This window comes from Corynebacterium sp. H113 (assembly GCF_037572315.1).
Classification (GTDB): domain Bacteria; phylum Actinomycetota; class Actinomycetes; order Mycobacteriales; family Mycobacteriaceae; genus Corynebacterium.
Genome location: NZ_JBBHKZ010000001.1, coordinates 76415 through 101374, shown reverse-complemented (window position 1 = coordinate 101374; position 24960 = coordinate 76415). Strand labels below are relative to the sequence as shown.

Annotated in this window: 25 protein-coding genes; 15 read left to right on the top strand and 10 right to left on the bottom strand. The window is 56.2% G+C overall.

The genetic code is table 11. From position 1 onward, the window contains the following. Positions 1-101 precede the first annotated feature (101 nt). Positions 102-1613, bottom strand: coding sequence for an acetyl-CoA hydrolase/transferase family protein (locus WG938_RS00465; protein ID WP_339976462.1), 1512 nt, complete (start codon positions 1611-1613; stop codon positions 102-104). A gap of 151 nt (positions 1614-1764) precedes the next feature. Here WG938_RS00465 and WG938_RS00460 point away from each other — a divergent pair, with 151 nt between their 5' ends. After that, positions 1765-2715, top strand: coding sequence for a GlxA family transcriptional regulator (locus WG938_RS00460; protein ID WP_339976460.1), 951 nt, complete (start codon positions 1765-1767; stop codon positions 2713-2715). A gap of 29 nt (positions 2716-2744) precedes the next feature. Here WG938_RS00460 and WG938_RS00455 read toward each other — a convergent pair whose 3' ends face one another. Together WG938_RS00455 and WG938_RS00450 are read right to left on the bottom strand one after the other, a co-directional pair. Further along, on the bottom strand, positions 2745-3284 hold the full coding sequence (locus WG938_RS00455; protein WP_339976458.1) for a hypothetical protein: 540 nt from the start codon (positions 3282-3284) through the stop codon (positions 2745-2747). 67 nt (positions 3285-3351) lie between these two features. Next, positions 3352-4065 carry a MerR family transcriptional regulator gene (locus WG938_RS00450; RefSeq protein WP_339976456.1) on the bottom strand — a complete coding sequence of 238 codons (714 nt, stop codon included), beginning with the start codon at positions 4063-4065 and terminating at the stop codon, positions 3352-3354. Between the two features lie 119 nt (positions 4066-4184). Here WG938_RS00450 and WG938_RS00445 point away from each other — a divergent pair, with 119 nt between their 5' ends. The 4 genes from WG938_RS00445 to WG938_RS00430 all read left to right on the top strand — a co-directional run bounded on the left by WG938_RS00445 (position 4185) and on the right by WG938_RS00430 (position 7065). Next, positions 4185-4754: a TetR/AcrR family transcriptional regulator gene (locus WG938_RS00445; RefSeq protein WP_339976454.1), complete on the top strand. Its 570-nt coding sequence runs from the start codon at positions 4185-4187 to the stop codon at positions 4752-4754. Between the two features lie 107 nt (positions 4755-4861). Further along, a complete protein-coding gene (locus WG938_RS00440; protein ID WP_339976452.1) occupies positions 4862-5557 on the top strand; it encodes an NAD(P)-binding oxidoreductase in 696 nt (231 codons plus the stop codon). A 6-nt stretch (positions 5558-5563) separates the two neighbouring features. After that, positions 5564-5941, top strand: a complete 378-nt coding sequence (locus WG938_RS00435; protein WP_339976450.1) for an MmcQ/YjbR family DNA-binding protein — start codon at positions 5564-5566, stop codon at positions 5939-5941. A 32-nt stretch (positions 5942-5973) separates the two neighbouring features. Then, complete coding sequence (locus WG938_RS00430; RefSeq protein WP_339976448.1) at positions 5974-7065, top strand: App1 family protein; 1092 nt, start codon at positions 5974-5976, stop codon at positions 7063-7065. A gap of 18 nt (positions 7066-7083) precedes the next feature. On the opposite strand, the gene WG938_RS00425 is transcribed toward WG938_RS00430, so the two are convergent. Further along, entirely contained in the window at positions 7084-8151 is a 1068-nt protein-coding gene (locus WG938_RS00425) for an FAD-dependent oxidoreductase (protein ID WP_339976446.1), read from the bottom strand. Between the two features lie 146 nt (positions 8152-8297). On the opposite strand from WG938_RS00425, the gene WG938_RS00420 reads away from it, so the two are divergent. Continuing rightward, complete coding sequence (locus tag WG938_RS00420; RefSeq protein ID WP_339976445.1) at positions 8298-9338, top strand: pyridoxal-phosphate dependent enzyme; 1041 nt, start codon at positions 8298-8300, stop codon at positions 9336-9338. Beyond that, a complete protein-coding gene (locus WG938_RS00415) occupies positions 9338-12307 on the top strand; it encodes an FAD/NAD(P)-binding protein (protein ID WP_339976443.1) in 2970 nt (989 codons plus the stop codon). The genes WG938_RS00420 and WG938_RS00415 overlap by 1 nt, the downstream gene beginning before the upstream one ends. 146 nt (positions 12308-12453) lie before the next feature. Here WG938_RS00415 and WG938_RS00410 read toward each other — a convergent pair whose 3' ends face one another. Further along, a complete protein-coding gene (locus WG938_RS00410; protein WP_339976441.1) occupies positions 12454-12945 on the bottom strand; it encodes an Hsp20/alpha crystallin family protein in 492 nt (163 codons plus the stop codon). A gap of 183 nt (positions 12946-13128) precedes the next feature. On the opposite strand from WG938_RS00410, the gene WG938_RS00405 reads away from it, so the two are divergent. Beyond that, positions 13129-15717, top strand: a complete 2589-nt coding sequence (locus WG938_RS00405; protein ID WP_339976440.1) for an alpha/beta fold hydrolase — start codon at positions 13129-13131, stop codon at positions 15715-15717. A gap of 2 nt (positions 15718-15719) precedes the next feature. Continuing rightward, entirely contained in the window at positions 15720-16544 is an 825-nt protein-coding gene (locus tag WG938_RS00400) for an SDR family NAD(P)-dependent oxidoreductase (RefSeq protein ID WP_339976438.1), read from the top strand. Here WG938_RS00400 and WG938_RS00395 read toward each other — a convergent pair. After that, positions 16541-16885 carry a hypothetical protein gene (locus WG938_RS00395; RefSeq protein ID WP_339976436.1) on the bottom strand — a complete coding sequence of 115 codons (345 nt, stop codon included), beginning with the start codon at positions 16883-16885 and terminating at the stop codon, positions 16541-16543. The two genes, WG938_RS00400 and WG938_RS00395, sit on opposite strands and share 4 nt — an antisense overlap. Before the next feature lie 292 nt (positions 16886-17177). On the opposite strand from WG938_RS00395, the gene WG938_RS00390 reads away from it, so the two are divergent. Beyond that, complete coding sequence (locus tag WG938_RS00390; RefSeq protein ID WP_339976434.1) at positions 17178-17477, top strand: hypothetical protein; 300 nt, start codon at positions 17178-17180, stop codon at positions 17475-17477. Positions 17478-18298: 821 nt separating this feature from the next. After that, positions 18299-18997: a type 1 glutamine amidotransferase domain-containing protein gene (locus WG938_RS00385; protein ID WP_339976432.1), complete on the top strand. Its 699-nt coding sequence runs from the start codon at positions 18299-18301 to the stop codon at positions 18995-18997. Positions 18998-19222: 225 nt separating this feature from the next. Here WG938_RS00385 and WG938_RS00380 read toward each other — a convergent pair whose 3' ends face one another. After that, on the bottom strand, positions 19223-20122 hold the full coding sequence (locus WG938_RS00380; RefSeq protein WP_339976430.1) for an oxidoreductase: 900 nt from the start codon (positions 20120-20122) through the stop codon (positions 19223-19225). 42 nt (positions 20123-20164) lie between these two features. Here WG938_RS00380 and WG938_RS00375 point away from each other — a divergent pair, with 42 nt between their 5' ends. The 3 genes from WG938_RS00375 (at position 20165) to WG938_RS00365 (ending at position 22254) form a co-directional block, all read left to right on the top strand. Further along, the gene (locus WG938_RS00375; RefSeq protein WP_339976428.1) at positions 20165-20746 is read left to right on the top strand and encodes a TetR/AcrR family transcriptional regulator; all 582 of its coding nucleotides are present in this window, start codon (positions 20165-20167) and stop codon (positions 20744-20746) included. A 391-nt stretch (positions 20747-21137) separates the two neighbouring features. Continuing rightward, complete coding sequence (locus WG938_RS00370; protein WP_339976426.1) at positions 21138-21473, top strand: hypothetical protein; 336 nt, start codon at positions 21138-21140, stop codon at positions 21471-21473. A gap of 70 nt (positions 21474-21543) precedes the next feature. Further along, a complete protein-coding gene (locus tag WG938_RS00365) occupies positions 21544-22254 on the top strand; it encodes an IS6 family transposase (RefSeq protein ID WP_339976424.1) in 711 nt (236 codons plus the stop codon). Positions 22255-22352: 98 nt separating this feature from the next. Here the strand turns inward: WG938_RS00365 and WG938_RS00360 are convergent, their stop codons facing one another. Then, on the bottom strand, positions 22353-23111 hold the full coding sequence (locus WG938_RS00360) for a formylglycine-generating enzyme family protein (RefSeq protein WP_339976422.1): 759 nt from the start codon (positions 23109-23111) through the stop codon (positions 22353-22355). 377 nt (positions 23112-23488) lie between these two features. Between WG938_RS00360 and WG938_RS00355 the strand changes: the two genes are divergently transcribed. Further along, positions 23489-23752 carry a GNAT family N-acetyltransferase gene (locus WG938_RS00355; RefSeq protein ID WP_339976420.1) on the top strand — a complete coding sequence of 88 codons (264 nt, stop codon included), beginning with the start codon at positions 23489-23491 and terminating at the stop codon, positions 23750-23752. Here the strand turns inward: WG938_RS00355 and WG938_RS00350 are convergent. Then, positions 23737-24144: a VOC family protein gene (locus tag WG938_RS00350; RefSeq protein ID WP_339976418.1), complete on the bottom strand. Its 408-nt coding sequence runs from the start codon at positions 24142-24144 to the stop codon at positions 23737-23739. The genes WG938_RS00355 and WG938_RS00350 overlap by 16 nt on opposite strands. A gap of 9 nt (positions 24145-24153) precedes the next feature. Further along, positions 24154-24954: a helix-turn-helix domain-containing protein gene (locus WG938_RS00345; protein WP_339976416.1), complete on the bottom strand. Its 801-nt coding sequence runs from the start codon at positions 24952-24954 to the stop codon at positions 24154-24156. Between the last annotated feature and the right edge of the window lie 6 nt (positions 24955-24960).

Below are 24960 nucleotides of genomic sequence, written 5' to 3'. Positions count from 1 at the left end.
ACGGATTCGTCGCCACGCAGCACCCATTCTAAACGTAATTAACGGTCTGCAACCATCCTGAGCGATGGACGTGAACAGAGATTCAGCCAAACCGCCGTCGATTACTTCATTGATCCCTTCTCATTGAAGTTGACATGCAAGTCGAAAGCTGTGCGCAGGTCGTGCGGCGTTTGCATAAACGGTGTGGCCTTGAGCGCCCGCTCGTAGTATTCCTCAAGGAGCGGACGATAATCCGGGGACGCAATACTAATCATCTTTGCCACACGATCGCGGGGAGCTAATCCACGCAGGTCTGCGTAGCCGTGTTCCGTAATGATGACCATTGCATCGTGTTCCGTGTGATCGATATGAGAAGCAAACGGTACGATCGCCGAGATGGCACCTCCCTTCGCCGACGAAGGCGAAATGAACGTCGAGGCAAAAGCATTACGGGTGAAGTCACCCGATCCACCGATGCCGTTCATGATTCTCGAACCTGCAACATGAGTTGAGTTCACATTGCCGTAAATATCCGCCTCAATCATGCCGTTACTTGCAATGAGTCCCATTCGACGAATCACTTCTGGGTGATTGGAAATCTGCAGTGGCCGCGTAACCAGAAACTTGCGATAGTGGGCAGCTTCCCGATTCATCCGTTCTGCGTACTCCGGCGACAAGGCAAATGACGTTGCGGACGCGACAGTCATCTTCTCAGCATCAATAAGGTCGATCATGCCATCCTGCACGACCTCGGTGTATGCCTGAATGTTTTCGAACTTGGAATCCAACAAACCAGCCATCACTGCATTCGGAACGTTTCCGACACCAGATTGCATGATGTAGCCGTCGTAGGTAAGTCGCCCAGCGCTTACTTCACCTTCGAGGAAGTCCAGAAAATTTCCAGCAATCTGGCTGGAAATCTCGTCAAATGGCTTAAACGGGGAATTTCGGTCGGGTGCGTCCGTTTCCACAACAGCAACGACTTTGTCAATATCAATTGGAATGTACGACGTTCCAATACGATCACCGACGTTATTGATCGGAATCGGCGTGCGATTCGGTAGTCGAGGCGTGCGATAGATGTCTGCCATCCCCTCGAGATCAAGCGACTGCCACGAATTCACCTCAATAATGATGCGATCTGCAGCATCCAGGTACTCAACATTATTGCCGACACCTGACGATGGGACGATATGTCCTTCATCGGTGATTCGAGTGGCTTCGACGATAGCGACATCAACGTTGCCAAAGAATCCCTGCTCTACCTGCAAAGCGGAATGTGACAGGTGAATATCTTGATAGCGCATCTCACCTGCATTGATGCTCTTTCTCATGTCCGGATCAGACTGATACGGCATTCGGTAGTTTAGAGCCTTCGCTTCCGCGAGGACGCCATCGCAATCAGGAGCTGTAGAGGCTCCAGTCAATAGGTCGATCGTGAACTCATCGCCCTTGGCGTGAATTTCCTTTGCCTTGTTTGCTATAGCGGTTGGCATTTCTTTCGGATATGCCGCCCCAGTGAATCCAGACATCCCAACTGTGTCGCCGTGATTGATAAATTGTGCTGCCTCATCTGCAAGCATGATCTTTGAACGCAAGGTTGCATTTGCGATTCGTTCATTTGTGCCAGCCATTGGAAGACTCCTTTGCTCTTGGATGTACCTCAGGTACGTACGTGAACTTGTTGACAGCCGCGAATGATTCGGCTCATCTGTGCATTTCATTGTTCGGTAGGGGTTAGACTCGCACCATGCAATTTCGGCCACGAAAGCAACACTTGCTGACATGAAGCGCATCGGGTTCTTGGTATTCGACGGCGTGACCATGCTCGACTTGCATGGTCCTGCCGAAGTTTTCGGCCGTGCCCGTGGATACGAAATGAGGGTATTTTCCCCACATGGCGGAACTGTTTTCGCTGCTAACGGACTGCCAATTGCAGATACAGAAGCAGCTTCAGCTGCGGGCGCTACGGCACTCGACACAGTCGTCATTACCGGTTCCGACACATTGCCCGACGAGGAACTTGATGAAGATCTTCTCAAGGCAACGCTGCAAATCACGAAAGGCGTGCGTCGTGTTGCCAGCGTTTGTACTGGCGCGTTCCTTCTCGCAGAACTAGGACTTCTTGACGGTCGCAGAACCACAACTCATTGGCGCAATGCCCGAGATCTGGCGCAACGATTCCCGAAAGTAAGAGTTGAGCCGGATATGCTGCATGTGCACGATGGCGGGTTCTTGTCTTCTGCTGGAATAACCGCTGGAATCGACTTGGCGCTATCACTTGTCGAGGAGGATTTCGGTGCCGAGATCAGTCGCGCGATCGCACAGGAGATGGTTGTCTTCATGCACCGACCAGGAGGTCAAACACAGTTTGCTGGCTCGCCGAACTCTCCAGCGGTTGACAGTCCTATCCTGAAATCAGTTCTAGACCGTATTTTCGCAAATCCCACCGGCACGTTTACTGTTGCTGAACTCGCTAACGACGTAGCTGTTAGCCCACGACATCTCAGTCGCCTGTTTCAGGCCGAACTGGGGACGACACCCATACGCTGGATTGAAGGATTCAGGCTGGCAACGGCACAGCGCCTCATACTCGAAGGCCATACAATTACGGCCGCTGCTCGACATTCAGGCTTTAGAACTGACGAAAATCTCCGCCGCGCCTTCGATCGGAGACTTCACATAACGCCATCAGAGTATCGAGAGAGATTCAGCTCTACATTTGGTCGCGGATAGCTCTTGATTCAGCAGTTCTCGGATGGAGTCTAGGCGGACAGATCAGCTGGCTTTTCTAGCCACAATTCGATGGCGTTGACTTCGGAAACCCGCTTCTTCTGCCACGGCCACGTGTCGTGGGCGACCTTGACCGGATGACTCAGCTCAATGAGCACATTAGTCCCGTTCGGCCCTCCCAACACGAGATGATTGCCGTCACAGACTCGGCGTTCATCGCAGTATCCACGAGCGTGCCGGATCCTCGTGATTGTGGTCCGAGGTATTACGGCCAGGACTTCCCGCCCGTGCCGCAGGACGATGTTCGTCGGTGTCGCATAGTGCGGACGAGTGAGTTGACCACCGATGATCCCCCACATCATCAAGACCCCGTAGATGGACATGATTAGCAGCAGGAGTCGCAACCATAGCGCATTGACCAGCAATTCAATAGCGACGATTTCGATTACTGACGCGATGGTCATCGCTAACGGAAGATGCCAGATGTCCGCTGATCCACGCAGTGGTGTCGCATCTGCCGGAACCAACTCCTGCCTTCGGATGAGCCGAACCAAATCTGCCCAGTTCTTCATCTCCCACCGGAGTATTCGAAACCCTGGATGATGGTTCCATACAAGCTCAAGGGCGTGACGCAGCTTCTTACTCTGGACATACACCGGTATTGCCACTTTCTAGCACCGCCGCCAACGCTTCTGGAATCAATGCCTGCGCACCAACGAAGTTGACGTCACTAGTGGTCAACGGCAAATCCCCAGGAACGAGCGTTTCAACGACCCCCTTCATCCAACCTTGCGGAAACAACTCAACGAACTCAGTCAACATTTGTTGAACGCCTAGATCCTTCGCAGATATCATCCCGAGCTCACGCCAGAGTCGAGTAAGTCTGCGCGAGGTATCTAGGCACTCCTGATTGCCAAGGTTGTACCGCAGAGTCGACCAGGTTGCGGCAGTCGCGACCCCGGTGAGTGCCATTAATGACAAGGCGTCCAGTTCTTGCTTACGCAGAGCAGGATCGTCGATCAGCATCCCGATTGTCTCGACGATATCGCTTGGAACATTCTGTTCATCGCGCATAAGGGCATATAGGCGATCGCGCTGCACTTCCAGTTCAGCGATGCGATCGTCAATGAGAGTCAACGCCCTGTTCATCGCGTCTGGCTCGTGGATCGTTGACAGGGGAATTCCTGCTTCCACGCACGTTCGAACACGAAGCAACCCAGCCAAATCAGAGAGTGAGTAGTTTCGGTACCCATTAGAGTCCCGCTTGGGTTCCGGCAGCGCGCCTGCTTCGTGGTAGTGACGCACCGCCCGCACCGAACAACCAGCAGCACTGGCAACCTCCGAAATTCTCATGGTTCTAGCTTGATCCATCACGTCGCGTCATGGTCAATACCCCCTACGAAAAGTCGAATCCGACACGAAGTTAACGCAATTAAGTTAATGGCTTACACAAAACATCTAAACTGTGAGGAATGAAGCCCGAAACTCGACGCACCGGTGATGAACTACTCGATGCCATTGCTACAGCTGTGCTCAAAGAACTCCAGGATGAGGGCTATCACGGGGTGACTTTCGAAGGAGTAGCTCGGAGAGCAGAAACCAGCAAGCCCGTTCTTTATCGACGCTGGGCCGCCCGCCCTGAGATGGTCTTCTTCGCAATCACCCGGATGGCACAACCTCAATTGAGTCAACCGCTTCAGCCGACTCTTCGGGAGAACCTTCGCACCATTGGGAAGATCCTGCGCGCGGGTTTCGATGAATACAGGGTCGAAACCACTCTCGGGCTCATGGCTGAGGCCACTCCTGAGCTTCGCGCGAAGTTCACCAGCTACGAGCTGTCACCTGCGCTGTGTCACATCAGATCGAGTTTGGAACTCGCACATGAGCAAGGGGAAATCCCCGAACCAGTTGAGTTATTCCGCTTGCATCGAATGGCAATCCAGGTGTTCGTCGGTGAATTCATCGCCCAGGGCTCATGCTCAGACGAAACCATCGACGCTATCGTCGACGACACCCTCCTCCCCATCTACGGCGCAAAGTAGCCTCATGTAGCTGAAGAAGCCTCCTGCGACTAAAGGAATTTCCCGAAGCCTGAGCCAAAAATCTGTATCGTGGCACCACCAACCGTTCACGGTGAAGGAGGAACATTATGTCCACTATCACGATTATCGGTGGCCACGGAAAAGTCGCTCTACTTGCAGCACCACTACTCACTAACGCTGGGCACACTGTGCGGTCAATCATTCGCAAGCAGGAGCAAGTTGAGGCAGTTGAAGCGACCGGCGCCAACGCGGTGGTAGCCAACGTTGAGCTTCTCGACGTCGACTCCATTGCCCAACAAATCGCAGGTAGCACAGCCGTCGTATGGTCAGCGGGTGTCGGCGGTGGCGACCCCGACCGCACCTGGCGCTTCGATCGCGATACTGCAATCCGCGTCATGCAGGCAGCCGAACGTGCTGATGTGCAACGTTTCGTCATGGTGTCGTACTTCAATTCTCACCTCGTCGATGGTGAAGTCCCAGGTGTGGCGAAGTCCGACGGCATGTACGCCTATTACAACGCGAAGTCCCAGGCGGACGAGTATCTCCGCAAGGAAACCGACTTGGATTGGACCGTTCTTGGCCCTTCGGTGTTGACTCTCGATGCCCCAACCGATCAGATCACAGTTGTCTCCGATGATGCAGATCTGGACAACGTCAGCGATCTGTCTGTCCCAGCAACATCGCGCGCTAATGTCGCCGCCGTTGTTGCAGCAGTGGTCGATGAGCCTGCGTCGATCAAGAAAACTCTCAACTTCCACGACGGTTCAACACCGATCGCGGAGGCCGTCAAGCAGGGGATGTAGTTCGCCATGAACGCAACTGTCGATGACATCGTCATGTACGCGGACGAGTTCCTGGGTGCGAAGCCCAAGTACATTTTCACCGCGCATCCGACGTGGTCGGTGTTACGCCATCCGCACCAGGGCAAGTGGTTTGCCGTTCTCGCCAAGGTTCGTCGCTCCGCGTTGAGTGCTGACAGCGCTGGCCACGATTCGGATGAGGTGATCGACATCGTCGTCGTAAAGTCCGAGCCACCGCTGATTGATGCTCTCGTGGAACAGCCTGGATTTGCGCGCGGGTATCACATGAATAAGGAGCACTGGGTGACTGTGCTTCTCGACGGCAGCGCCAATACAGACGACGCGCTCGATTTATTACATGCCAGTTACGAATTGACAAAACGCTAACCTGAAGCCCCCGAGTCCGTATTCTGGGAGGCATGGGAATCGCAGACATTGTCCGCAAGTCCGAACAACTTATGAACAAGGTTGGCACCAAACGGTCAGCCGAAGCAGGTTGGAAACCCTCCATCACCGGTTACTACGGTTACGGTGATGAGGGGATGATCCGTGTGCTCGCTCGAGTGCTCATGCGTGATCCAGATGAAGAGCGCATGGACAACGAGGCGACTGCCAATTCTTCTCTTTCTACGAAGGCGCAGCGCGGTTTTCGCCAGTTCTTTACCATCCAAGTTGGTGGCCACCCAGTCACAGTCCGCGCTGGTAATGCAGTAGTTGAGGCTCATTCCAACGAGAATGGTTATGTCGAAGTCCAGGTGAAGGACCACGGTCTCGAACCGGGCTGGCAGAAGGTGACCATCGAGGCGCAGGATGCCGAACCCGTCGAGGCGGAGGTGTTCATCATCGAACCTGGCACGAAGATTGGCCTGGTCTCCGATATTGATGACACCATCATGGTCACCTGGCTGCCACGTGCACTGCTTGCCGCGTACAACTCGTGGGTGCTGCGCACGAATGCCCGCAAGCCGGTTCCAGGAATGTCGAGCTTTTACGCTGAGCTGTTGAAGCGCCATCCGAACGCACCTGTCTTTTACTTGTCGACGGGCGCGTGGAACACCTACGACAGCCTGGTCGATTTTATTGGCAAGCACTTGCTGCCGAAGGGGCCGATGCTGTTGACCGACTGGGGTCCAACGCCTACTGGCTTGTTCCGTTCCGGACAGGAACACAAGAAGGTGCAGCTGCGAAATTTGATTATCGACTTCCCCGAGATCAAGTGGATTCTCGTTGGCGATGACGGCCAGCACGACCCGCTCATCTACGGAAATATTGCCGCCGAACACCCTGATCGGATCGCTGGTATTGGTATTCGTCAGTTGACCCCAGGCGAGCACGTGCTGTCGCACGGTTCGGCTATTCCTATCGACGACCCCGAGACCACCGGCCACGCCGAGGCTCCATATGTGCTGGGTAAGGATGGTTTTGAGCTGCTCAAGGAGTACTTGAAGAATCCATTCCCAAGGGAGCGCAAGCTAGCTGACGTGGAAGATGCTCAGGGAGTGAACGGCTAGTCTGCTGCGAATTTGTCGCTAGTCTGCCATCGTCGCCGATTCACGTCCCTCGGCTTCGATGACGGCTAACGCTGCAGCTTTCGCTGATGGGCCCACGCCCGTAATTGTTGCCGATCCAGGACCTACCCAGTCGCCGTAGCCAACCAGGTGAACTCCTGGGTACTTCGGCTTTCGTCCGGTAAGCAGCCCTCGCACTGGCCCCAATGCTGGCCGGAAACCTGTGCACCAGATGATGTGGTCTGAGTGGACGTCGTCAAGCGTGTGAAACATCGGCGTAGCTGTAAGCAAGCCCTGATCCCGCGCCTGTTTGACCGCAGGCAACATGACAATGTCACCGAGCGCAGAATCCGCTCCCGGATCGGGTTCACCGCGCAGTACAGCGAGCGCACGCTGAGAATTGCGCTGGAATAGGACGCGTCCATCGACATCATCGGGCATCCAGCGTGGTTCGTGACGCGTGTACCACGTGACCTCGCCTACCTCCGGGTCCAGCGCCAATTCTGCGGCGAGCTGCGCTGCCGAATTCGCGGCACCAACTACAGCCACTGAACTTCCGCGGAATGCTTCTGATCCCGGGTAATTCGCCGAGTGCCATTGTCTGCCAGTGAACCTCCCTGGCACCGCTGGCACGAATGGCGACGACCACGTCCCTGTCGCTGCCACGATGTGTCGCGCGCGATAAGTTTCGCCGGCCCCCTCGCTCGACTCAGCATGGACTGTAAAGACAATGCCGGAGTCCGTCTCATCAGTCTCGATTGCCTCCACACTCGTGACCTTTACTGGCCGGCGCACATCAAAGTCGTAGCGCTTTTCATAGTCGGCCAGATACTTCACGACGTGCTCGGCAGGCGGAAATCCCTCGAACTTCGGCATGGGTTTGCCTGGCAAATTGGAAAAGTCAGAAGTCGAGAACAACGTCATGGATGGCCACACGTGGAGCCAGGCGCCTCCTGGGGAGGGCTGGTCGTCGAAAAGCAAGGGACGGATCCCAGCGCGCTGGAGGTAATAGGCGGTGGCGAGACCAGCCTGGCCGGCACCGATAATAATGACGGGGTGGATAGGTGAGTCGGTACTAGTGTCGTTCATTGTGGCGGGCCTTCAATTCACTGTTAGCACAGGTCAAGCATGGCAAATTTTTAATTGCCATCGTTGTTCGAGGGCTAGATACTTTCCTCAATTGTTACCGTTTTTTCCCTACGAGGCAGAGAGTTAACGGTGTAAATTTGTCGGCAATGAACACGCCGACACAAGCCCCCGTAGACAGCATTAATGAAACCAAGGGCAATACGCCACTGGTGCGGCTCAGTCGGATGAGCTCCGATTCCGCAATCTCCATATGGGGAAAGCTAGAGAGTTTCAATCCCGGAGGCAGTGCTAAAGATCGCTCTGCCGCAGCTCTGCTCGAAGATGCACTCATGCGCGGACAGGTAAGCCCCGGTGGAACTGTCATTGAGTCGAGTTCGGGCAATCTCGGCGTTGCGCTCGCCCGAGAATGTGCCCTGCGTTCCCTGCACTTTCACTGTGTGGTTGACCCCCGCGCGAACAGTCAGACCGTTGCGACGATGGCAGCGCTGGGCGCGACTGTTCATCATGTGACGCAGCCAGATCCGGAAACTGGCGACTGGTTGGCAGCTCGGCAAACTAAGGTGGCGGAGCTGCTTCAGGAGTTTCCAAACTCCATAAATCTGGACCAGTACTCCAATCAAGCAGTGTTTGAGGCCCATTCTCAGGGCACGATGCGCGAGATCGTCACACAGCTGGGACATGCGCCGTCGCACCTCTTCGTGGCCGTTAGCACTACAGGAACCATCGGTGGTTGCCTCCGCTACCTGCGCGAGATCGATGCGAACACCAAGGTCATCGCAGTTGATGCAATGGGATCGGTTCTCTATGACGGCACCCGCGCAGATCGGGTTCTGCCGGGGTTCGGCGCTGGTGTCGTCCCGGAGCTTTCCCGTCAGTTCACACCTGACGACGTCATCCGCATCGATTCTCCCCACGCAATTGCGGGTGCCCGCCTTGTAGCCCAGCGCGAAGGCTTCCTACCCGGTGCATCAGGTGGCGCGGTGGCTGCGGCGTTCCTGTCGATGATCAATGAGTTCGGCGACAACGACGATGCCGTCCTGATTTTCCATGATCACGGCAATGCCTACCTGGATACGGTGTACGACGATGACTGGGTTCGTCGTAACGTTTGCGAACCCGAAAGCTTGCCGAATCTGCTCACCCAACTGAATCCAGACCACACCACCAACGACGAGGAATCCGCATAATGCCACAGTCCACTAGCACCCCAGCTTCCTTGCACATTGGCATCGTTGGTGCTGGTCCGCGCGGTTTGTGGGCTGTCGAAGAGTTGGCTGCACATGCCCGCGCGCATCGCGTTCCGATTGCCGTGGACGTGTGGGATCCAGCTCCGCCAGGCGCCGGTTCTGCTTATAGTCCGGAGCAGCCGGATTATTGGACGTTGAATGTGTCTTCGCGGATCATCAATTCTTCGCTTGGGCTTTTCGACGACTGGCGCCGTGCCCGGGGAGAATCCGAACCGCTGAGCCACTTCCCTCCTCGTGCTTTGGTCGGTCAGTTTCTTGCCGAGTCATGGCAGCACATTGGTGAGCAGGCAGCGCCGTTCTGCACTGTTCGTCATGTCAAAAGCCGAGTCACCTCTGTTCAAAGAAGCGACAACGACGATAGCTCGTGGGTTCTGAGCAGCGATGATGCTCCGACGCAGGAATACCAACGTGAGTACCAAGAAGTGCTCCTGGTGACGGGGCACGAACAGAATTGGTCCGGTGCGCTGCCTCGGGATAGTCGAACTGTTGGCGCGTATCCGCCAGAGCAATTGCGGGGCATCACGGAGGGTGCGGTCGTCGCAAGTCGCGGAACTGCGCTGACATTCATTGATGCTGCGCTGGAACTCACGGAAGGTCGCGGCGGCGTTTTCGCTCGTGGCGCTGCCGGAGAGTTGGAGTATCAGCGCAGTGGCCGTGAGCCGGGCACAGTCTTTCCGGTCGGGCGCGGCGGTCGGTTCATGGAGGTCAAGCCGGATCCTGATACTCCGCTGGCCAACTATCGCGACGACGCCGCGCTGGAGGCTGCGTGCATTGCTGTGCGTACCTGCTCGAATATCGACGAGCTGACAGCTGCTCTCGCGGACTATGCAGCGACATTGCTGTCGGTCGCTGGCGCGGCAAACCCCCGTGTCCGCGACGAGGTGGCGAATATTCCTGCAGTCATCGCCGGCGCGGATTTCCGTGACGACGAATCGGCAATCGAGGCTTTCCGTTGTTCTCGGGATATTGCTGTGGGTGCAACGTCGCCCGGCGCGCGCTGGGCGGTGGGACAGGCTTTCCGGCAGATGTATCCGACGATTGTGAGCCGGGTGGCCAACCAGAATCGGGAACCTCTACACGAGGAGTTCTACCGATTGGCTCGTATTTTGGAGCGGGTCGCTTTTGGTCCAACCTCGGAGAATGCTTCTAAATTGCTGGCTCTCATTAAGTCGGGGTGTGTGGATTGTGGGCGGTTGACGTCGTCACGCTTCTTGGATGAAGCGGACTTCGTGATTGATGCGGTGCTGGCACCGCAAGGGATGCTGCCAGAGATGCTGGTGGCTCAGGTGCTGGGTGGCCAGGAGCTGCGGGTTGATGGTGCTGGCGGTGTCGAGGGCTTCGCAGGTCTGTCGGTGATTGGACGCGCGGCTGAGATCAGGCTTCCGGGGTCCGACACGCTATCGCGTGAGCTGCACAATGTTGTGCCGAGGTGGGCGCGAAGGGTGGTTACGCAGCATCGGGTCACGGCGATCGGCAATCCGCGTGCGCACGCGACGGTGCCACTAACGGGACGACTCGAACCCTGGATGATTGAGCTGCTCGAACAGCCACAGGTGTGCGAATCGCTGGTTGAGCAGCATCAATCGCCGATTAATGTTCATCACCCTGCGCCGGTGCTGCGCAATATCAACGAGTTGACGGCAGCTGGTCAGGACTTCGGTGTCGAGGTGCGGGTGTTCATGGCTCGGAAGGCGAACAAGACTCTGAGCATTGTCGATGCCATGAGAGATGCCGGCCATGGTGTTGATGTCGCAAGTCAGCGCGAACTGGAACAGGTCCTGCAGCGCGGGGTGCCTGGCGGCAGGATTATCGTGAGCTCAGCGATCAAGCCCGACGTGTTTCTGACTCGTGCGATTGATGCCGGTGCCGTGATTTCCGTTGATGCGCCAGCGGAGGCCAACCGCGCGATGGCTATCGCCGCAGAGCGTGGCACTCGCGTTCAGGTTGCTCCCCGATTGGCACCCGACCCAGCAACTCTTCCGGCCACTCGCTTCGGTGCGTCTGTGGAGACATGGAATTCCTGGCTGCGCACACTAGGTACGAGCGCTCACGCGGAAGACGGTGCTGGTCCTATCGACGTCGTCGGCGTGCACGTTCATTTGCATGGGTATTCCGCATCGGACCGGTGCATTGCCCTGGAGCAGGCTCTGCAGATTGTGGATCAGGCTCGCGAATGTGGCCACGCAGTAGAGTTCGTCGATCTTGGTGGCGGTGTGCCGATGAGCTATCTCGACGACCGTCATCAATGGGATGCGTTCCTAGAGCAACGCGCCAACCTCGATTCGATGCATGCTGAGCAGTTTACCTGGAAGAACGACCCACTCCAGTCGATTTACCCGTTCCATCAGGAACCAACTCGTGGTGACTGGCTCCGGCAGCTTCTTGGCGGAATGCTGACAGATGGAGGAACTCGGCGCAGCGCTGCTGACGCGTTGGCGTCACGTGGACTGCGACTTCATTTGGAGCCAGGGCGCTCTGTCTTGGATGGTGCCGGCATGACGCTAGCTCGCGTCGCTTTCTTGAAAGAACGTAGCGACGGGGTTCCGCTGATCGGCCTCGAAATGAACCGCACTCAGTGCCGAACGACGACTGACGACATTCTTGTTGATCCGATCCTGGTGCCGTGTGCGTCGAATGGTGGTTCTGGTCGTGGATCCGATCGCGGTGCCAGCTCTGTCTACAGTGGATTCCTCGTCGGCGCCTACTGCATTGAGGATGAAGTGATCGTTCGCCGACGCATCGTCTTTCCGGAAGGCATCGCTGTCGGCGACATCGTCGCGCTGCCCAACACAGGTGGCTACTTCATGCACATTCTGGAAAGTGCTTCGCATCAGATTCCGTTGGCGGTGAACCTCACGACGAACGGTGCCGACGAGCTCGGCTTCACTCTCGATCCCATTGACCAGTGAGTACGTGACGGCTGGCTCGGTAAGGTCACAGAGACGCTGGTTTGGTGTCGCACTCACATGATGGCACGAGAAGATGCTGGGTATTTGGTTTCAGACACAAAGAAAGGGCTACATAATGATTCTTTGTAGCCCTTTCCTTGACTCTTTTAGGAGTCCACTACCTCTGACTCCTTGTTTTCGCCTTCACCCTCGGCAGCCTCAATAGCCTCTGGCTGAGCATTCGAGGTGATCGCAATCTTCTTCTTCGAGCTCTTCGCTTCTGGCGTAGGGATGGTAATCACCAACACGCCGTCGGTGAGGTTCGCTTCAATCTTCTCAGTGTCTGTGCCCTCTGGAAGCGTTACGCGCCGCTGGAAGTTAGACGCAGACTCTCGAATGACGTACTTCTTGTCTGTGTCTTTCGTGACTTCATGACGGCTGGCGCTAATAGTTAGCGTACGACCATCAACATCCAAGTCGATATCTTCCTTCTTGAAGCTTGGAAGATGCGCCTCGACGACGATAGCACCATCACGTGTGTAAACATCTGTTGTCGGAATGTTCACGGCACGTGCCGGAGTGCTCGGGTTGTCTCCAAAGAAGGCCTTTTGGAGCGCGTTCAGTTCAGCAAAAGGATCCCAACGGGAAATATCAGCCATGATTCATCTCCTCAGTAGAAGTGATCAACCAACTGTCATGGGCAAGCCCCTTTCCTTGCCCACCCTCACTTTAGGGCAGTACTTGCTTTTGGTCACGTGATGTGCATCGAGGGTAAGCTGAACTTAAAGAAGCGATTCCAGCATTCTGGCATTTTGTTTCATTAACTTAATTATTCTGTGCCCATGACTACACAGCATGGCACTGAGAGCACCACCGACCCTGCCAACACTGCCGGCACCGTCGACAACCCACTTGACCTGCTCATCGTGGGCGCAGGTCTTTCGGGCATCAATATGGCTCATCATGTGGCGGAGAATTTCCCCAGCTGGTCATGGGAAATGCACGATGTCCACGATGACATCGGTGGCACCTGGCACACATTCCGTTACCCCGGCATCCGTTCCGACTCGGACATGGCCACCTTTGCATTTCCGTTCCGCCCGTGGCCGCACAAGGGCACGCTCGGTGGTGGTCCCGAGATCAAAGAGTATCTTCGCGACGTCGCCCGCGATTGTGGTGCGCTCGATCGCCTGCACACGGGCTCCTGGATCAAGAATGCAGACTGGCAAACCGACAAGAATCTCTACGCAATTACTGCTGTGACCAGCGATGGCGAGCGCACAATCTACGCCCGGCGCGTCCACTATGGTTCCGGGTACTACGCCCACGACCGTGGCTACCGGCCGACTTTTCCAGGCGAGGAGGACTTCACTGGCGAGATCATTCACCCACAGCAGTGGCCAGAAGATCTCGATGTTGCTGGAAAGAAGATCGTCGTCATTGGTTCCGGCGCGACGGCGGTAACTCTGATTCCTGCGCTTGACGACGGGGGTGCGCACGCCACCATGCTGCAACGCAGCCCGAGCTATGTCGCTCCCCTGCCCGCTGTCGATCTCATCAGTGGATTCTGGAAAACCGTGCTTCCCGACGACCTCGGCTCCCGTGTCGCCCGCGCCAATCACATCGCGCGAGACATGGCGCAATGGGAAATGGCCAAGCGCACGCCAAAGCTGCTCAAGTTTGGCATTCGCATGATGCAGCGGCCATTCCTGCCTGCTCGTGAAATCGACAAGCATTTCACCCCGACGTATAACCCGTGGGACCAGCGCGTATGCAAGGCTCCCAATGGTGACATTTTCACTGCACTGAAGCGTAATGCGAGCGTCGTCACGGATACCATTGATCGCTTCACCCCGGATGGAATCTTGTTGATGTCGGGCCAAGAACTTAAAGCCGACATTATCGTTTCTGCGACTGGCTTAGAGCTCGAGGCATTCGGTGGCGGCACGTTGAGTATCGATGGCAATGAGCTAAAGCTCGAGGAACAGGTGTTTTACCGTGGCATCATGCTGGCTGGACTGCCGAACTTCAGTTTCACCATTGGTTACGTCAATGCGTCGTGGACACTGCGGTCGGACATGGTCGCGCGATACATGATCAAGCTCTGGAAAACCGGCGAGCAATACTACTGCCCGGCGCTGCCAACTGGGCGTACTGATATTCCGATGATGGAACTCGATGCCGGTTACATTCATCGTGGCATTCGGCGGTTCCCTACTCAGGGTGATAGCTCCCCATGGCAGTACACACAGAACTATATTTCCGAGGTTCCGGAGATTACCTATGGTGACCAGCGTCGTGAGATGCTCTTCGGCCAAGACTGCCTCGACATGGCCAGTTCATCAACGCCGGGGCCACGGCGCCTGGGGCCAGCGGTCACAACCATTACCTCCGACGAGCCATTTACCGAAACCGACCTGACCGATCTCCCGGAAACCGAGAACATCACGGTCAACGGGCGCACAGTTCGCGTGCGTCGCGGTGGGCCAAGTGGCAGACCGAGTGGCAGGCCAAGCGACGTTGGTCACACAGATGCCGACAATACAGCCGGAAACCACGTAGACGACATCCCCATCATCATGATTCACGGCATTGGTCGCTCACTGGAAGACTGGGATGACCAGGCAGTACTCGTCGGCAAGCACAAGCGTTTCATTGCCATTGACATTCCGGGTTTCGGATTCAGCGACCCGGCGGCGGAGATCACCCTGGCCGGTACAGCTGAGCTGCTGTGGGCGACGCTTGATGAACTCGGCGAGAAGCGCATCCATCTCGTTGGCAATTCGCTAGGTGGTGCCCTGTCCATGGAGATGACCGCACAGCGCCCCGATAACGTGGCGAGCGTCGCGTTGATTGACCCCGCCGGTTTCGGTGATTCGACCACTCCGTTGCTTCGACTCGTCGCCGCTCCGCGGGTTGGTCAGCTTAGTGCCGCGGCCACCAAATTGAAGCTCATGTACGCACCGATTGAGCACGTGATTCTGCGTCGCCCAGGATCAGCTACTTCACGACGAGTCGCTGTTCAAGGTGCCATCGCCCGCCATTCACATCGTTCTCGCACGTTCTATTCCTTTGTCCGGGTGCTTGGCGGACTGAAGGGAATCAGGCCTGAATGGCGCGAGGATCTGGTGGCTCGTTTCAATGAAGTCGCCGGTCGAGATTCGGGCCAAGAGACGGATGTCGAGGCGCGCCGACCTCAGATCCCCGTCATGCTGACCTGGGGAAACAAAGATGCCATCCTGCCCTACCGGGATTTCCGCGCCTGTTTAGAGCAGATCGATGTTGATCATGCCGTCGTGTTCGATGGTTGTGGCCATATGCCGCAGCTCGAGTTTCCTCAAGAATTCGCGGACTCCCTCCTGGGCTTTCTGCGTCACGACGACCCCGCCGCTCAGCACACCGCAACTGATGAGAAGGAACCAGCACACTAACCATGCGACACAAAGACAGCGCACCACGCACAGTACTAATCACCGGCGCGACATCAGGACTCGGACTGGAGCTGGCCAAGCTTTTTCTCGCTAAAGGCGACCACGTGATCGTTACTGATGTGCACGCTGAAGCCCCACGCAACGTCGCGGCTCTAGACGGTGATTGGGTCTACCGAAAACTAGATGTAACCAGTGATGATGATTGGCGGGCTGCCGCGGATGCCGTCGATGAGCTGGACATTCTTGTCAGTAACGCGGGTATCGCCATTGGTGGGCGCATCACCAAGACCACGATTGAGACATGGCAGCGAGCACTGGACATCAATGTTCTGGGTTCGGTGCGAGGTGCTCGAGCGTTCGTCGCAAAGCTCAATGACGGTGGACAAATTGTGCTGACCGCATCTCTGGCGGGTCTTGTTCATGCGCCGGGGATGGCAACGTACAACACTACGAAGGCCGCGATGGTTGCGTTGGGTGAAACGTTGGACGCGGAGCTGCGGCACCGTGGGATCAGTACGACCGTGGTGTGCCCGCAGTTCTTTAAGTCGGGGCTTGCGGATTCGCTGGTTGGCGACGACGATGCGATGGATGCGACGGCTCGTAAGCTTCTCAATGGGACGTGGTTGACGTCTGAAGTCATTGCTCAACGAGCGTTGAAGGGTATCGAGGCGCGTCGAACGGTGGTTACACCGGACGCATTTGCCCTGTTCGCATGGTATTCGAAGCGTTATGCACGACTGCCGTTTTTGCTGACACTGCGGGCAATGGGACGAACAATGGCGAAACGAGTGAGTGCACGGGAGGCTGGGAATGCAGACCGTTCTTAGTGGCCAGGTTCATTGCTGGCGAACTTCAGGATTGCTACATTGATGACCACCCCGACTGCCGGATATCCCAGTAGCCACGGAGAAAAAATCACTGAAAGATTAGCCTCTTGTCGCAACCTGTAATAACAGAACGCCACAAATACAGCTGACAACAGGGCAACCCAACTAAGGGTTTTACGCGGGATTATCTTCATGAGTGGCAGGATCATCGCTGCGAAGACGAATCCGAGGCCACCAATGAAGGCCAGTTGCCCGAAGAAGCCGGGGAGCCACGCAAACCCGGCCACGACGCCGAGCACTCCGATACCGGCCATGATGAGTGATTGCTTTGCTGTAGTCATGCGCTTCTCCGGTTCGGCGTACACATTGGCAGACGAGTTAACTTAATTTCGTTAACAGCTTAACGACTAATTCTGACTCGTCGAACACGCTAGACCGGGCTCAGACTCTCATTCTCCTCGCTTTCCTGCGACACACGTTTCCCATGCCGACTATCAACGGAGCAATCCGGGTTCAGTCATCCCAGTACGCACTCGGCCAGTGCCAGTTGGATGGTATGCGGGGACCGTCGACTAGCGAGAGCAAGAAGCCAAAAGCTACACAACGAGGTGGTTTCGTAGTTAATCTCGCAACATGATTGAAAAGACTTTCACCACCCTGATCTTTGGCAACGTAGTCCTGGAATCGCATCTCACCGGATGTTCCATCCGTATTTATTCCGAAGATCTACGCTCCTACTCGATGCAATGCAGCCCCACTGTCGAGTTGAAAGTTCCTCTTGACGAAGCGCGACACATCGTTCCTGAAAGCGATAGAGAAGCACTCGCCAGGAGCATCTTCGAAAGCGTAAGCCCCTATGTCGAAAGCTCCTATCCAGGAGGAATAGAAGCTGCTACAACGGCATTATGCCGGTGGCTTGCGGAAGAAGATTGATAATGATGCGACTTATGTTTCTTCCACTATTGACCACCAGGAACCAGATATCATAATCCCTACTGTCCCTAAGACCATGGCAATGAAACCGGGCAAGTTGATGTCCCCGAGCTCAAGGAAGAACCATGATGAAAAGCCATAGGCAGATAGTAAGGCACGGACCGAATATGAATTGGAAGGCATGAATCGTGGCTTATGTAGCAGGCCTTCTAACAATGCAAGTAGCGAAACTACAGTGCCTATGGCAACGCTGGCTATCAGTAGCGGGCGAGAATCAAGACAAGAACTGAAACTCCGCCTAATACGAGAGAAACGAAGACAACCGATGCCCAAAGTAGTGGCCTTTTCATGGGATACCTTTCCTACCAAGCACTTCGATTGTCTAGTTATTTAAGCCCGCTATATTTGTCCGACATAAATTTAGCTAACCCCATCTGCCCCAATACAACATTCAAGGTCTCCGCGCCCTGAATACCGCTACCGCGCTTGTGGCTACGGAAAACCCCACGCGCCTGAAAACGATGCCGACGTTTACACAGAACCGTAGTCGCTCGGCCGCGCGCTTGCGCATTTTCAGATCAATCTGAAGTGGCGTTTCGATGACTCCCTCCACAGCTATATTCGCCCCGTCTATTTTTCAACTCAGGACTCCCACCACATTGGCATCGGTTACTGTCGTCAAGAGTTCGGTGGCGATACCGTCGGGGAATCTCGGTAGCGCTATGGCGAGTCGCAGTTGACGTTTACGGAATTGCCGTTTACAGAATTGCAACCGCTTATCTATTGAAATATGACCGAGCTGGCTTTTAAGCTTCGCGGTTATGACAACCATTCTGATGGCGCTCAGCGCAGCCGACTCCTGGACCTTGAAAGATGGAAGCAAGCACCCAACTGGATTTTGGGCAGAAGAGTTCGTCGTACCGTACGACACTTTCGTTGATGCCGGATTCGACGTCGAGGTTGCAACGCCTGGGGGCAAGCGGCCGGTTGTCGACAGGCTCAGCTTGAGCATGAAAGGCGGAGTCTTCCCCGATGCGGCAAAGAAGTTGGAGGAGCGACTTCGCGAGCTGGACATCGTCCTTGCGAACCCGAAAGATCTGCATCAGGTTTCTGCCGACGATTACGATCTGATTTTCTTCCCTGGCGGTCACGGTCCCATGGAGGATTTGTCTGATGATGCGACCGTCGGCACGATGCTCAACAAGCGTTTAGCATCAGGGAAGCTCCTTGCACTGTTGTGCCATGCACCAGCTGCTTTGCTTGCGACGAGCACAGACTCCGAGCGCTCGCCCTTTGCTGGACGACGAGTGACTGCGCTGTCCAATGTGGAGGAGCGCATCAATCCGTTTTCGTGGAAGGCGAAATGGCTGCTCCAGGACAAGCTCGAGGAAGCCGGGCTGGACTACTCGATGAGCTTCCCTTTCCGACCTCATATTGTTCAAGATGACAACCTGTTTACCGGGCAGAACCCGCAGTCATCCGAAAAGCTCGCGAAGGCATTGGTGAAGAAACTGGTGTAACTAGTGGCGGTTTCGGATGCTGAATAGCTTTTCGACGACCCCCTCAACGGCCACATCCGACCCCTCGATCTTCCACTTCAGAACTCCCGCCACATTTGTGTCGCGTTCCGTCGTCAAGAGTTCGGTGGCAACGCGGTCAGGAAGTTCGAGAGCACCCCTGTATCGAGCAGTCAGGCTGTTTGATTCGTAGCTTTGGAGTGCTGCGACGAGACTTATGACTCGGGATTAGTAGTTCACACCAGTCCAATCCTCACTGCGTTTCCAGAGTTCGTTAGCCAAATCCCCGTCGAGCGCAGCCGGGGACGGCTTGACACGCACGGCGGGTCCCCGCAGCTCACCGAAGCCCCCGGGGCCGTAATAGTCGCCCGAGACTGCAGCTGGATCGGTAGCAGCCCGCAAAGCTGGGTTAGCTCCACGAGCCGGGCTCTGCCCAACAATGCTGTCAATGAAAGCTCGCAAACCCTTCCGGTTTCCGGGATTGGTGGAGCTCTGCCCCGGATGGGCTGCGACTGACAGCGTGGAGTACCCACTCGCTGCCAGTCGTCGAGCGAGCTCCTGACTGAAGAGGAGGTTGGCTAGCTTGCTTCGCCCATAAGCACGCATGGCGTTATAGTCCTCGCCAGAACAGACATCGTTGAAGTTCAAACCGGGCATTTTGTGACCATTGCTTGCCATGGTGACGACCCGACTGCCCGGAGTCGATGTCAGCAGTGGCAGCAATTGTCCAGTGAGGGCGAAATGACCCAGGTGGTTGATTCCGAAGTGACGTTCGAAACCCTGGGACGTAGTTCCATAGGGCAGCATCATGACACCAGCATTGTTCACCAATAAGTCAATCGGTCGGCCGGTGTCGATCATTGTCGCTGCACACTCTGCCACGGAGTCCAGATCCGCCAGATCGACGAAAGCAACATCAACCGAAACGTCCGGCTGTTGGGCAGACAATTCTGCTCGGACGGCTCCCGCTCTCTCCGTCTCATTACCGAGCATGGTAATCGCACAGCCGTGGACGGCCAATTGCATTGCGATCTCGCGACCCAGGCCGTGATCGGCACCCGTGATCACCGCTCTACGCCCCTTGAGTGATCCAATAAGCGTCGGAGACCAGTTGCCTTTATCAGTCATGTGCATGATAATATCCCACACCACCCAGCAAAAGGAAGACCGATGCCGAAAATCGTGGATCACCAGGTACGCCGCCGTGAGCTCGCCCAGGCGGTCGTGGAGGTTGCATCGAAACGCAGCCTCGACCATGCCAGCCTGCGCGCCGTTGCTCAGCAAGCTGGCATGTCAATGGGAACGGTGCAGCACTACTTCGAGGATCGCAAGGCAATGTTGGACTTCGTCCTCGAGTACACCCAGCAACAGCGCACCGAGCGCATCGAACGGGCAGTTGTGGCGCTGGCAACGCCTACGCCGACATCGATCCTCGGTGCCGTGGTCGACGAGATCCTTACCGTGGACGAGACCAACCTGATGTTTGAGCAGGTCAATATGATGTTCATCAACCGGGCACATCGAGACCCCGATACCGCCACACGCCTCGGCCGTGGGCGCGCGGAGGTGGTGCAACTGTTCACGGGACTGTTTCACGACCTCACTTTGCGTGACGGGCTTACCCCTGAAATTGCCTCCGAAATACTGTGGGCCTTGCTTGAGGACCTACCCATAGCTATCACGCTGGGTCAACACACCAGCCAGAGTGCTCGAGCCGTCGCACACTCTTATCTCAAGCACATCATTGAGTGAGCCCCGCATGACCCTTGATTCCTTCACCCAGCTCACACACACTCGAATCCACGGTCTGGATGCCGTGCGTAGCGGTGCTCGATTACTAGGTTTCGCGATCGATGGCTTCATGCCTCACATTTAGGGCGTGCACTAGTTGATGCTGAATGGCCGAACAGCCATTCGGCCATTCAAGAGAGTTTCCGGAACCTACTTCTTCCAGACGGCACCTTTTCGGACAGACTGTCGAGAACGCCAGCGATGTTGACCGTCGCATCACCAACAACATAGGCAGCGACATTGTCACCGGCTCGAATTCACTGCGCCAATTACGGTTTCGGCCAGGTCAAAACCTCCGCCTGCGGAAGTGGCTTCAGACCACAGTTAATCGCCCCAGGCAAGGAGAATCATCATGGGCACGCGACACGAGTACGAAACCTACATCGCCCCAGAAGACCCGTTCATTTCCACCGAAGAGTTCTTGGCACTCAACATGATCGAGCGTGGAGAAGCACTGTTCCACTTAGTGAAGCGCAACGAGTACGACTACGCCGAAAAACTGTTGGACTCGTGCTCTCAAGGAGAAGGCATTGCGGCGATCGTCTCGGCAAACAACTATGCAAAACGCTTCTTCCCACCACTCAACCCGCAAGTTGATCCACTACCCGAAGGGGTAAAAGACGTGACGCCCGACAAGCCTGTCGCGCACATTGCCTTCGCGCCTCGTCCGAAGCGCTCGAAAAGGTAATGCACCGGCCTCATCTGGTGCTGTTGCAAAGTTGGGGCAGTAGGAAGATCGACGTGAAATAATCACAGCCATGGGTATCTTCTCCGGTCGTCATTTCCCCCGTGACATCATTCTGTGGGCAGTGCGGTGGTACTGCCGCTACGGGGTGAGCTACCGCGATCTGGGGGAAATGATGACCGAGCGGGGCGTGCCGGTCGATCACACCACGATCTACCGCTGGGTCCAGAAATACGCCCCTGAGCTGGACAAGCAAACTCGGTGGTACCGGCAGGTACCTGACTGGCAGGCCCGGTCCTGGCGGGTGGATGAGACCTATATCCGGGTCGGCGGCAGGTGGTGCTACCTCTATCGGGCGATCACCGCCGGTGGGCATACCCTGGACTTTTACCTCTCCCCGAAGCGCAACGTAGCGGCAGCGAAGCGTTTCCTGGCTAAGACCCTGAGGTCAAACGCGTCGGCCGGGTCCCCGCGGGTGATTAATACAGATAAGGCACCCTCCCTGGCCAAGGCGATCTCCGAGCTCAAGGAAGAAGGCATCTGTCCACCGACAGTGGAGCACCGTCAGGTGAAATACCTGAACAACGTTCTGGAAGGCGACCATGGCCGGCTGAAACGAATCCTGGGGCCGAAAGGCGCGTTTAAGAACCGGACATCTGCATATCGGACGTTGAAAGGGATGGAGGCGATGCACTCATTGCGGAAAGGGCAGGGCGCGATGTTTGCCTACGGGCAACCGAACCCGGACGCGGTGATCGTCAGCCGGGTGTTCGAGACGGTCTGAGAACGCCCACACGCAGCGGCCATCAGGGAATGAGAAACTGAGTCTTCGCTGCTCTCCGCCCAACTTTGCAACAGCACCCCCTTAAGACATGTATCCGATCAGCCAAAGGGTCGCGATTCAGGCAGCGCAGAGGTGGGGAATCGGGTAGCGCCTCGAGCAACGCGGAAACCGAGATCATCGAAGGACGCAAGCGGGCTGGTCTTGCGTCGCACGCCTGCTCGACAACTCCATTCCGGATCGCTCCATCCGCCGCCGCGGATAATGCGGTACGCCCCATAGACTTCTGGATCGTAAAGGTCCCAACACCACTCCCAAACATCTCCGAGCAGGTCGAACAGACCCCAGGAGTTCGCAGACTTCGTCTGCACCGGATGAATGTGGCCTTCGGAATTGCCCTCGTACCAGGCAATGTCATCCAGTCGCCCGTACCGCGCACCAGTAGTGCCTGCCCTGCAGGCAACCTGCCACTCGGCATCTGTCGGCAATCGGTAACCATCGGCGTCCTGGTCCCAAGTCACCAGCCAGTCATCCGCCTCCGGTTCACTGTGCGGACGCCACTGTGTAGGCGCGGTGATTACACGCTCTAACACCTCATAGACGGGCGCCAGCCCTTCTTTGGTAGAGAGCGCGTTGCAGAACAGGATCGCTTCCCGCCAACTCACTTCGGTCTTGGGAAAGTGGGTACGGGTTGGGTCGCCAGTGACACCATGCACTTCGTTCCACAACTCGTTTGTCACCACGGTGGCCGCTAGTTCGAACGGCTCGACATTGACCGTCCAAGAGTGGCCTGTGCGACGGTCCACCATGAGCTCCTCAACGGCACCCTCCGGGGGAACCATGACCATTTGCACACTCATGCCGCACATTTGTCCTATTTCGCTCTGCCCGCTAGGTGCCACATTGCAACGGAACTTTCAACAGCAGGGACCGATCACGTACCCTCGTCGGCAGATAGAACGCACACCCCTGCGGATGAGTCCACCGTACCGGGACTTCGAACTACTCGCCACGGTTAGAGGTCGCACGGTGACGGGGCAGCGAGATTCGTGTTCCCCCTTCAGCGGGCTCATGAGCATCCGACGGCAAGCGCGAGCTCCAACTGTTTTCCGATCCAGCCAGGCTCGATTCCACCGAGGGTGCACTCGCGCTAGTGATCGAGTACGCGGGCACCCCGATCGGAGATGTAGCACTAAGGCTCACCGACCATGCACATGGCCAAGCCAAGATCGGTTAGGTGCTTGACGGGCAGGGCTTCGCCAGCGAGGCTGTGCGGGCGCTTCTAACGCTCGGGTTCCGGCACTATCGTTCACACCGCATCACTGCACAAATGGATGCTCGAAACAATGCATCGGCAGCACTGGCAAATCGCGTAGGAATGCGCCTCGAAGCACACCACCTTCAAGACTGGTTCAGCAAAGACGTATGGACTGACGCACTTGTCTACGCACGATTGAGCACCGATGAGAACGACATTGACGAGAGCTATTTCCCCGCATAGGAACCGAATGACCAAAGATTGCCTTCAGGGTCAGCGACTGTCGCCATACGACCCCCGAAAGATCGGTCAGCAGGCGATTCTATCGACTCGGCCCCTGCCGACATTGCCTGCGCAAATACTTGATCAACTTCGACATCAGTTGACACGACCAGATAGCACACACTATGCCCAGCAACTTCGTTAGCGCCGTTGGTGTTGTCATCGCGTAGGGAGCCCATCATGATCCCGCCGTTGTCGCGCCAACACAACTCAGCATGCTCGATAACACTTAGGTCATTCTCATTTCGTACGACGAGCACTTCAGTGAATCCAATCTGTGTCAAGAAGACCAATCCTCGGTCAGCATCGGCGTACTTAACACAATGGAAGACTTGCGATCTATTCGTTGTCATACGCTCAATCTAAGAGCCTGATTGCAATAGGTCTTGAAGTTTTGGGAACTCTTCGGATGAAGCTTTGGGACTGCGTCCTGCGAAAACTCTCCACTCCCGAGACAGGTGAGCCTGATCCGCGTACCCAACCTCATGCGCAGTTTCAGCCAACTGCATGCCAGTAGTCACCAATCGATGCGCCCGTTCAAAACGAGCCAATCGACTGATTTGCTTGGGGCTTACACCAAACTCTGCACGTACCCGATTCACCAAGTGACGGCGAGACCAGCCAACGTCGCCTGCCACCTGCGATACCCGCGCACCATTTGTCAACAAAGCCCACGCCTGGTTCATGTCGGGTGCGATTCGCACTGTCTGCAACTTCGAAAGCAACAACTCTTCCACTGCGACCAATCGAGCATCCCAAGTAGATTTGGCAACGATCGCTTCGTGCTCGACAGCACTGATACCTCCAGGGAGCTCTGCCATGTTCACTATGCAACCCGCAACCGCACTAATTGGGACCCCGAAAAGTGCTCGGCACCCGAATGGTGTGACAGACAGGTGGATACCCCGCTGAAGTCCATGCGTGCGGATAAGCGCTGGTCCAAGATGCAATCCCGAAATCGAACACCACAGCCGCGTGGAAGTTTCCGGCTCATGGAACCACCCAACATCCATCGCCTCGTCAACCGCTATGACAACCGTCGCTGCAGTACTCGGTAAACCGACGTGCGCCACATCTGCAGGCAACAGCAGATCGTATGCCACCATCGGCGCAGCAAGGCATCTGCGAAGTCCAGGATGAACCGCCCGCGCCACAGTCAACATACGCTG

Excerpts from the sequence above, each read along its gene's own strand:
- WG938_RS00465 (WP_339976462.1), bottom strand. The coding sequence starts at position 1,613 with ATGGCTGGCACAAATGAACGAATCGCAAATGCAACCTTGCGTTCAAAG.
- WG938_RS00460 (WP_339976460.1), top strand. The coding sequence starts at position 1,765 with ATGAAGCGCATCGGGTTCTTGGTATTCGACGGCGTGACCATGCTCGAC.
- WG938_RS00455 (WP_339976458.1), bottom strand. The coding sequence starts at position 3,284 with ATGAAGAACTGGGCAGATTTGGTTCGGCTCATCCGAAGGCAGGAGTTG.
- WG938_RS00450 (WP_339976456.1), bottom strand. The coding sequence starts at position 4,065 with ATGAGAATTTCGGAGGTTGCCAGTGCTGCTGGTTGTTCGGTGCGGGCG.
- WG938_RS00445 (WP_339976454.1), top strand. The coding sequence starts at position 4,185 with ATGAAGCCCGAAACTCGACGCACCGGTGATGAACTACTCGATGCCATT.
- WG938_RS00440 (WP_339976452.1), top strand. The coding sequence starts at position 4,862 with ATGTCCACTATCACGATTATCGGTGGCCACGGAAAAGTCGCTCTACTT.
- WG938_RS00435 (WP_339976450.1), top strand. The coding sequence starts at position 5,564 with ATGAACGCAACTGTCGATGACATCGTCATGTACGCGGACGAGTTCCTG.
- WG938_RS00430 (WP_339976448.1), top strand. The coding sequence starts at position 5,974 with ATGGGAATCGCAGACATTGTCCGCAAGTCCGAACAACTTATGAACAAG.
- WG938_RS00425 (WP_339976446.1), bottom strand. The coding sequence starts at position 8,151 with ATGAACGACACTAGTACCGACTCACCTATCCACCCCGTCATTATTATC.
- WG938_RS00420 (WP_339976445.1), top strand. The coding sequence starts at position 8,298 with ATGAACACGCCGACACAAGCCCCCGTAGACAGCATTAATGAAACCAAG.
- WG938_RS00415 (WP_339976443.1), top strand. The coding sequence starts at position 9,338 with ATGCCACAGTCCACTAGCACCCCAGCTTCCTTGCACATTGGCATCGTT.
- WG938_RS00410 (WP_339976441.1), bottom strand. The coding sequence starts at position 12,945 with ATGGCTGATATTTCCCGTTGGGATCCTTTTGCTGAACTGAACGCGCTC.
- WG938_RS00405 (WP_339976440.1), top strand. The coding sequence starts at position 13,129 with ATGACTACACAGCATGGCACTGAGAGCACCACCGACCCTGCCAACACT.
- WG938_RS00400 (WP_339976438.1), top strand. The coding sequence starts at position 15,720 with ATGCGACACAAAGACAGCGCACCACGCACAGTACTAATCACCGGCGCG.
- WG938_RS00395 (WP_339976436.1), bottom strand. The coding sequence starts at position 16,885 with ATGACTACAGCAAAGCAATCACTCATCATGGCCGGTATCGGAGTGCTC.
- WG938_RS00390 (WP_339976434.1), top strand. The coding sequence starts at position 17,178 with ATGATTGAAAAGACTTTCACCACCCTGATCTTTGGCAACGTAGTCCTG.
- WG938_RS00385 (WP_339976432.1), top strand. The coding sequence starts at position 18,299 with ATGACAACCATTCTGATGGCGCTCAGCGCAGCCGACTCCTGGACCTTG.
- WG938_RS00380 (WP_339976430.1), bottom strand. The coding sequence starts at position 20,122 with ATGACTGATAAAGGCAACTGGTCTCCGACGCTTATTGGATCACTCAAG.
- WG938_RS00375 (WP_339976428.1), top strand. The coding sequence starts at position 20,165 with ATGCCGAAAATCGTGGATCACCAGGTACGCCGCCGTGAGCTCGCCCAG.
- WG938_RS00370 (WP_339976426.1), top strand. The coding sequence starts at position 21,138 with ATGGGCACGCGACACGAGTACGAAACCTACATCGCCCCAGAAGACCCG.
- WG938_RS00365 (WP_339976424.1), top strand. The coding sequence starts at position 21,544 with ATGGGTATCTTCTCCGGTCGTCATTTCCCCCGTGACATCATTCTGTGG.
- WG938_RS00360 (WP_339976422.1), bottom strand. The coding sequence starts at position 23,111 with ATGAGTGTGCAAATGGTCATGGTTCCCCCGGAGGGTGCCGTTGAGGAG.
- WG938_RS00350 (WP_339976418.1), bottom strand. The coding sequence starts at position 24,144 with ATGACAACGAATAGATCGCAAGTCTTCCATTGTGTTAAGTACGCCGAT.
- WG938_RS00345 (WP_339976416.1), bottom strand. The coding sequence starts at position 24,954 with ATGTTGACTGTGGCGCGGGCGGTTCATCCTGGACTTCGCAGATGCCTT.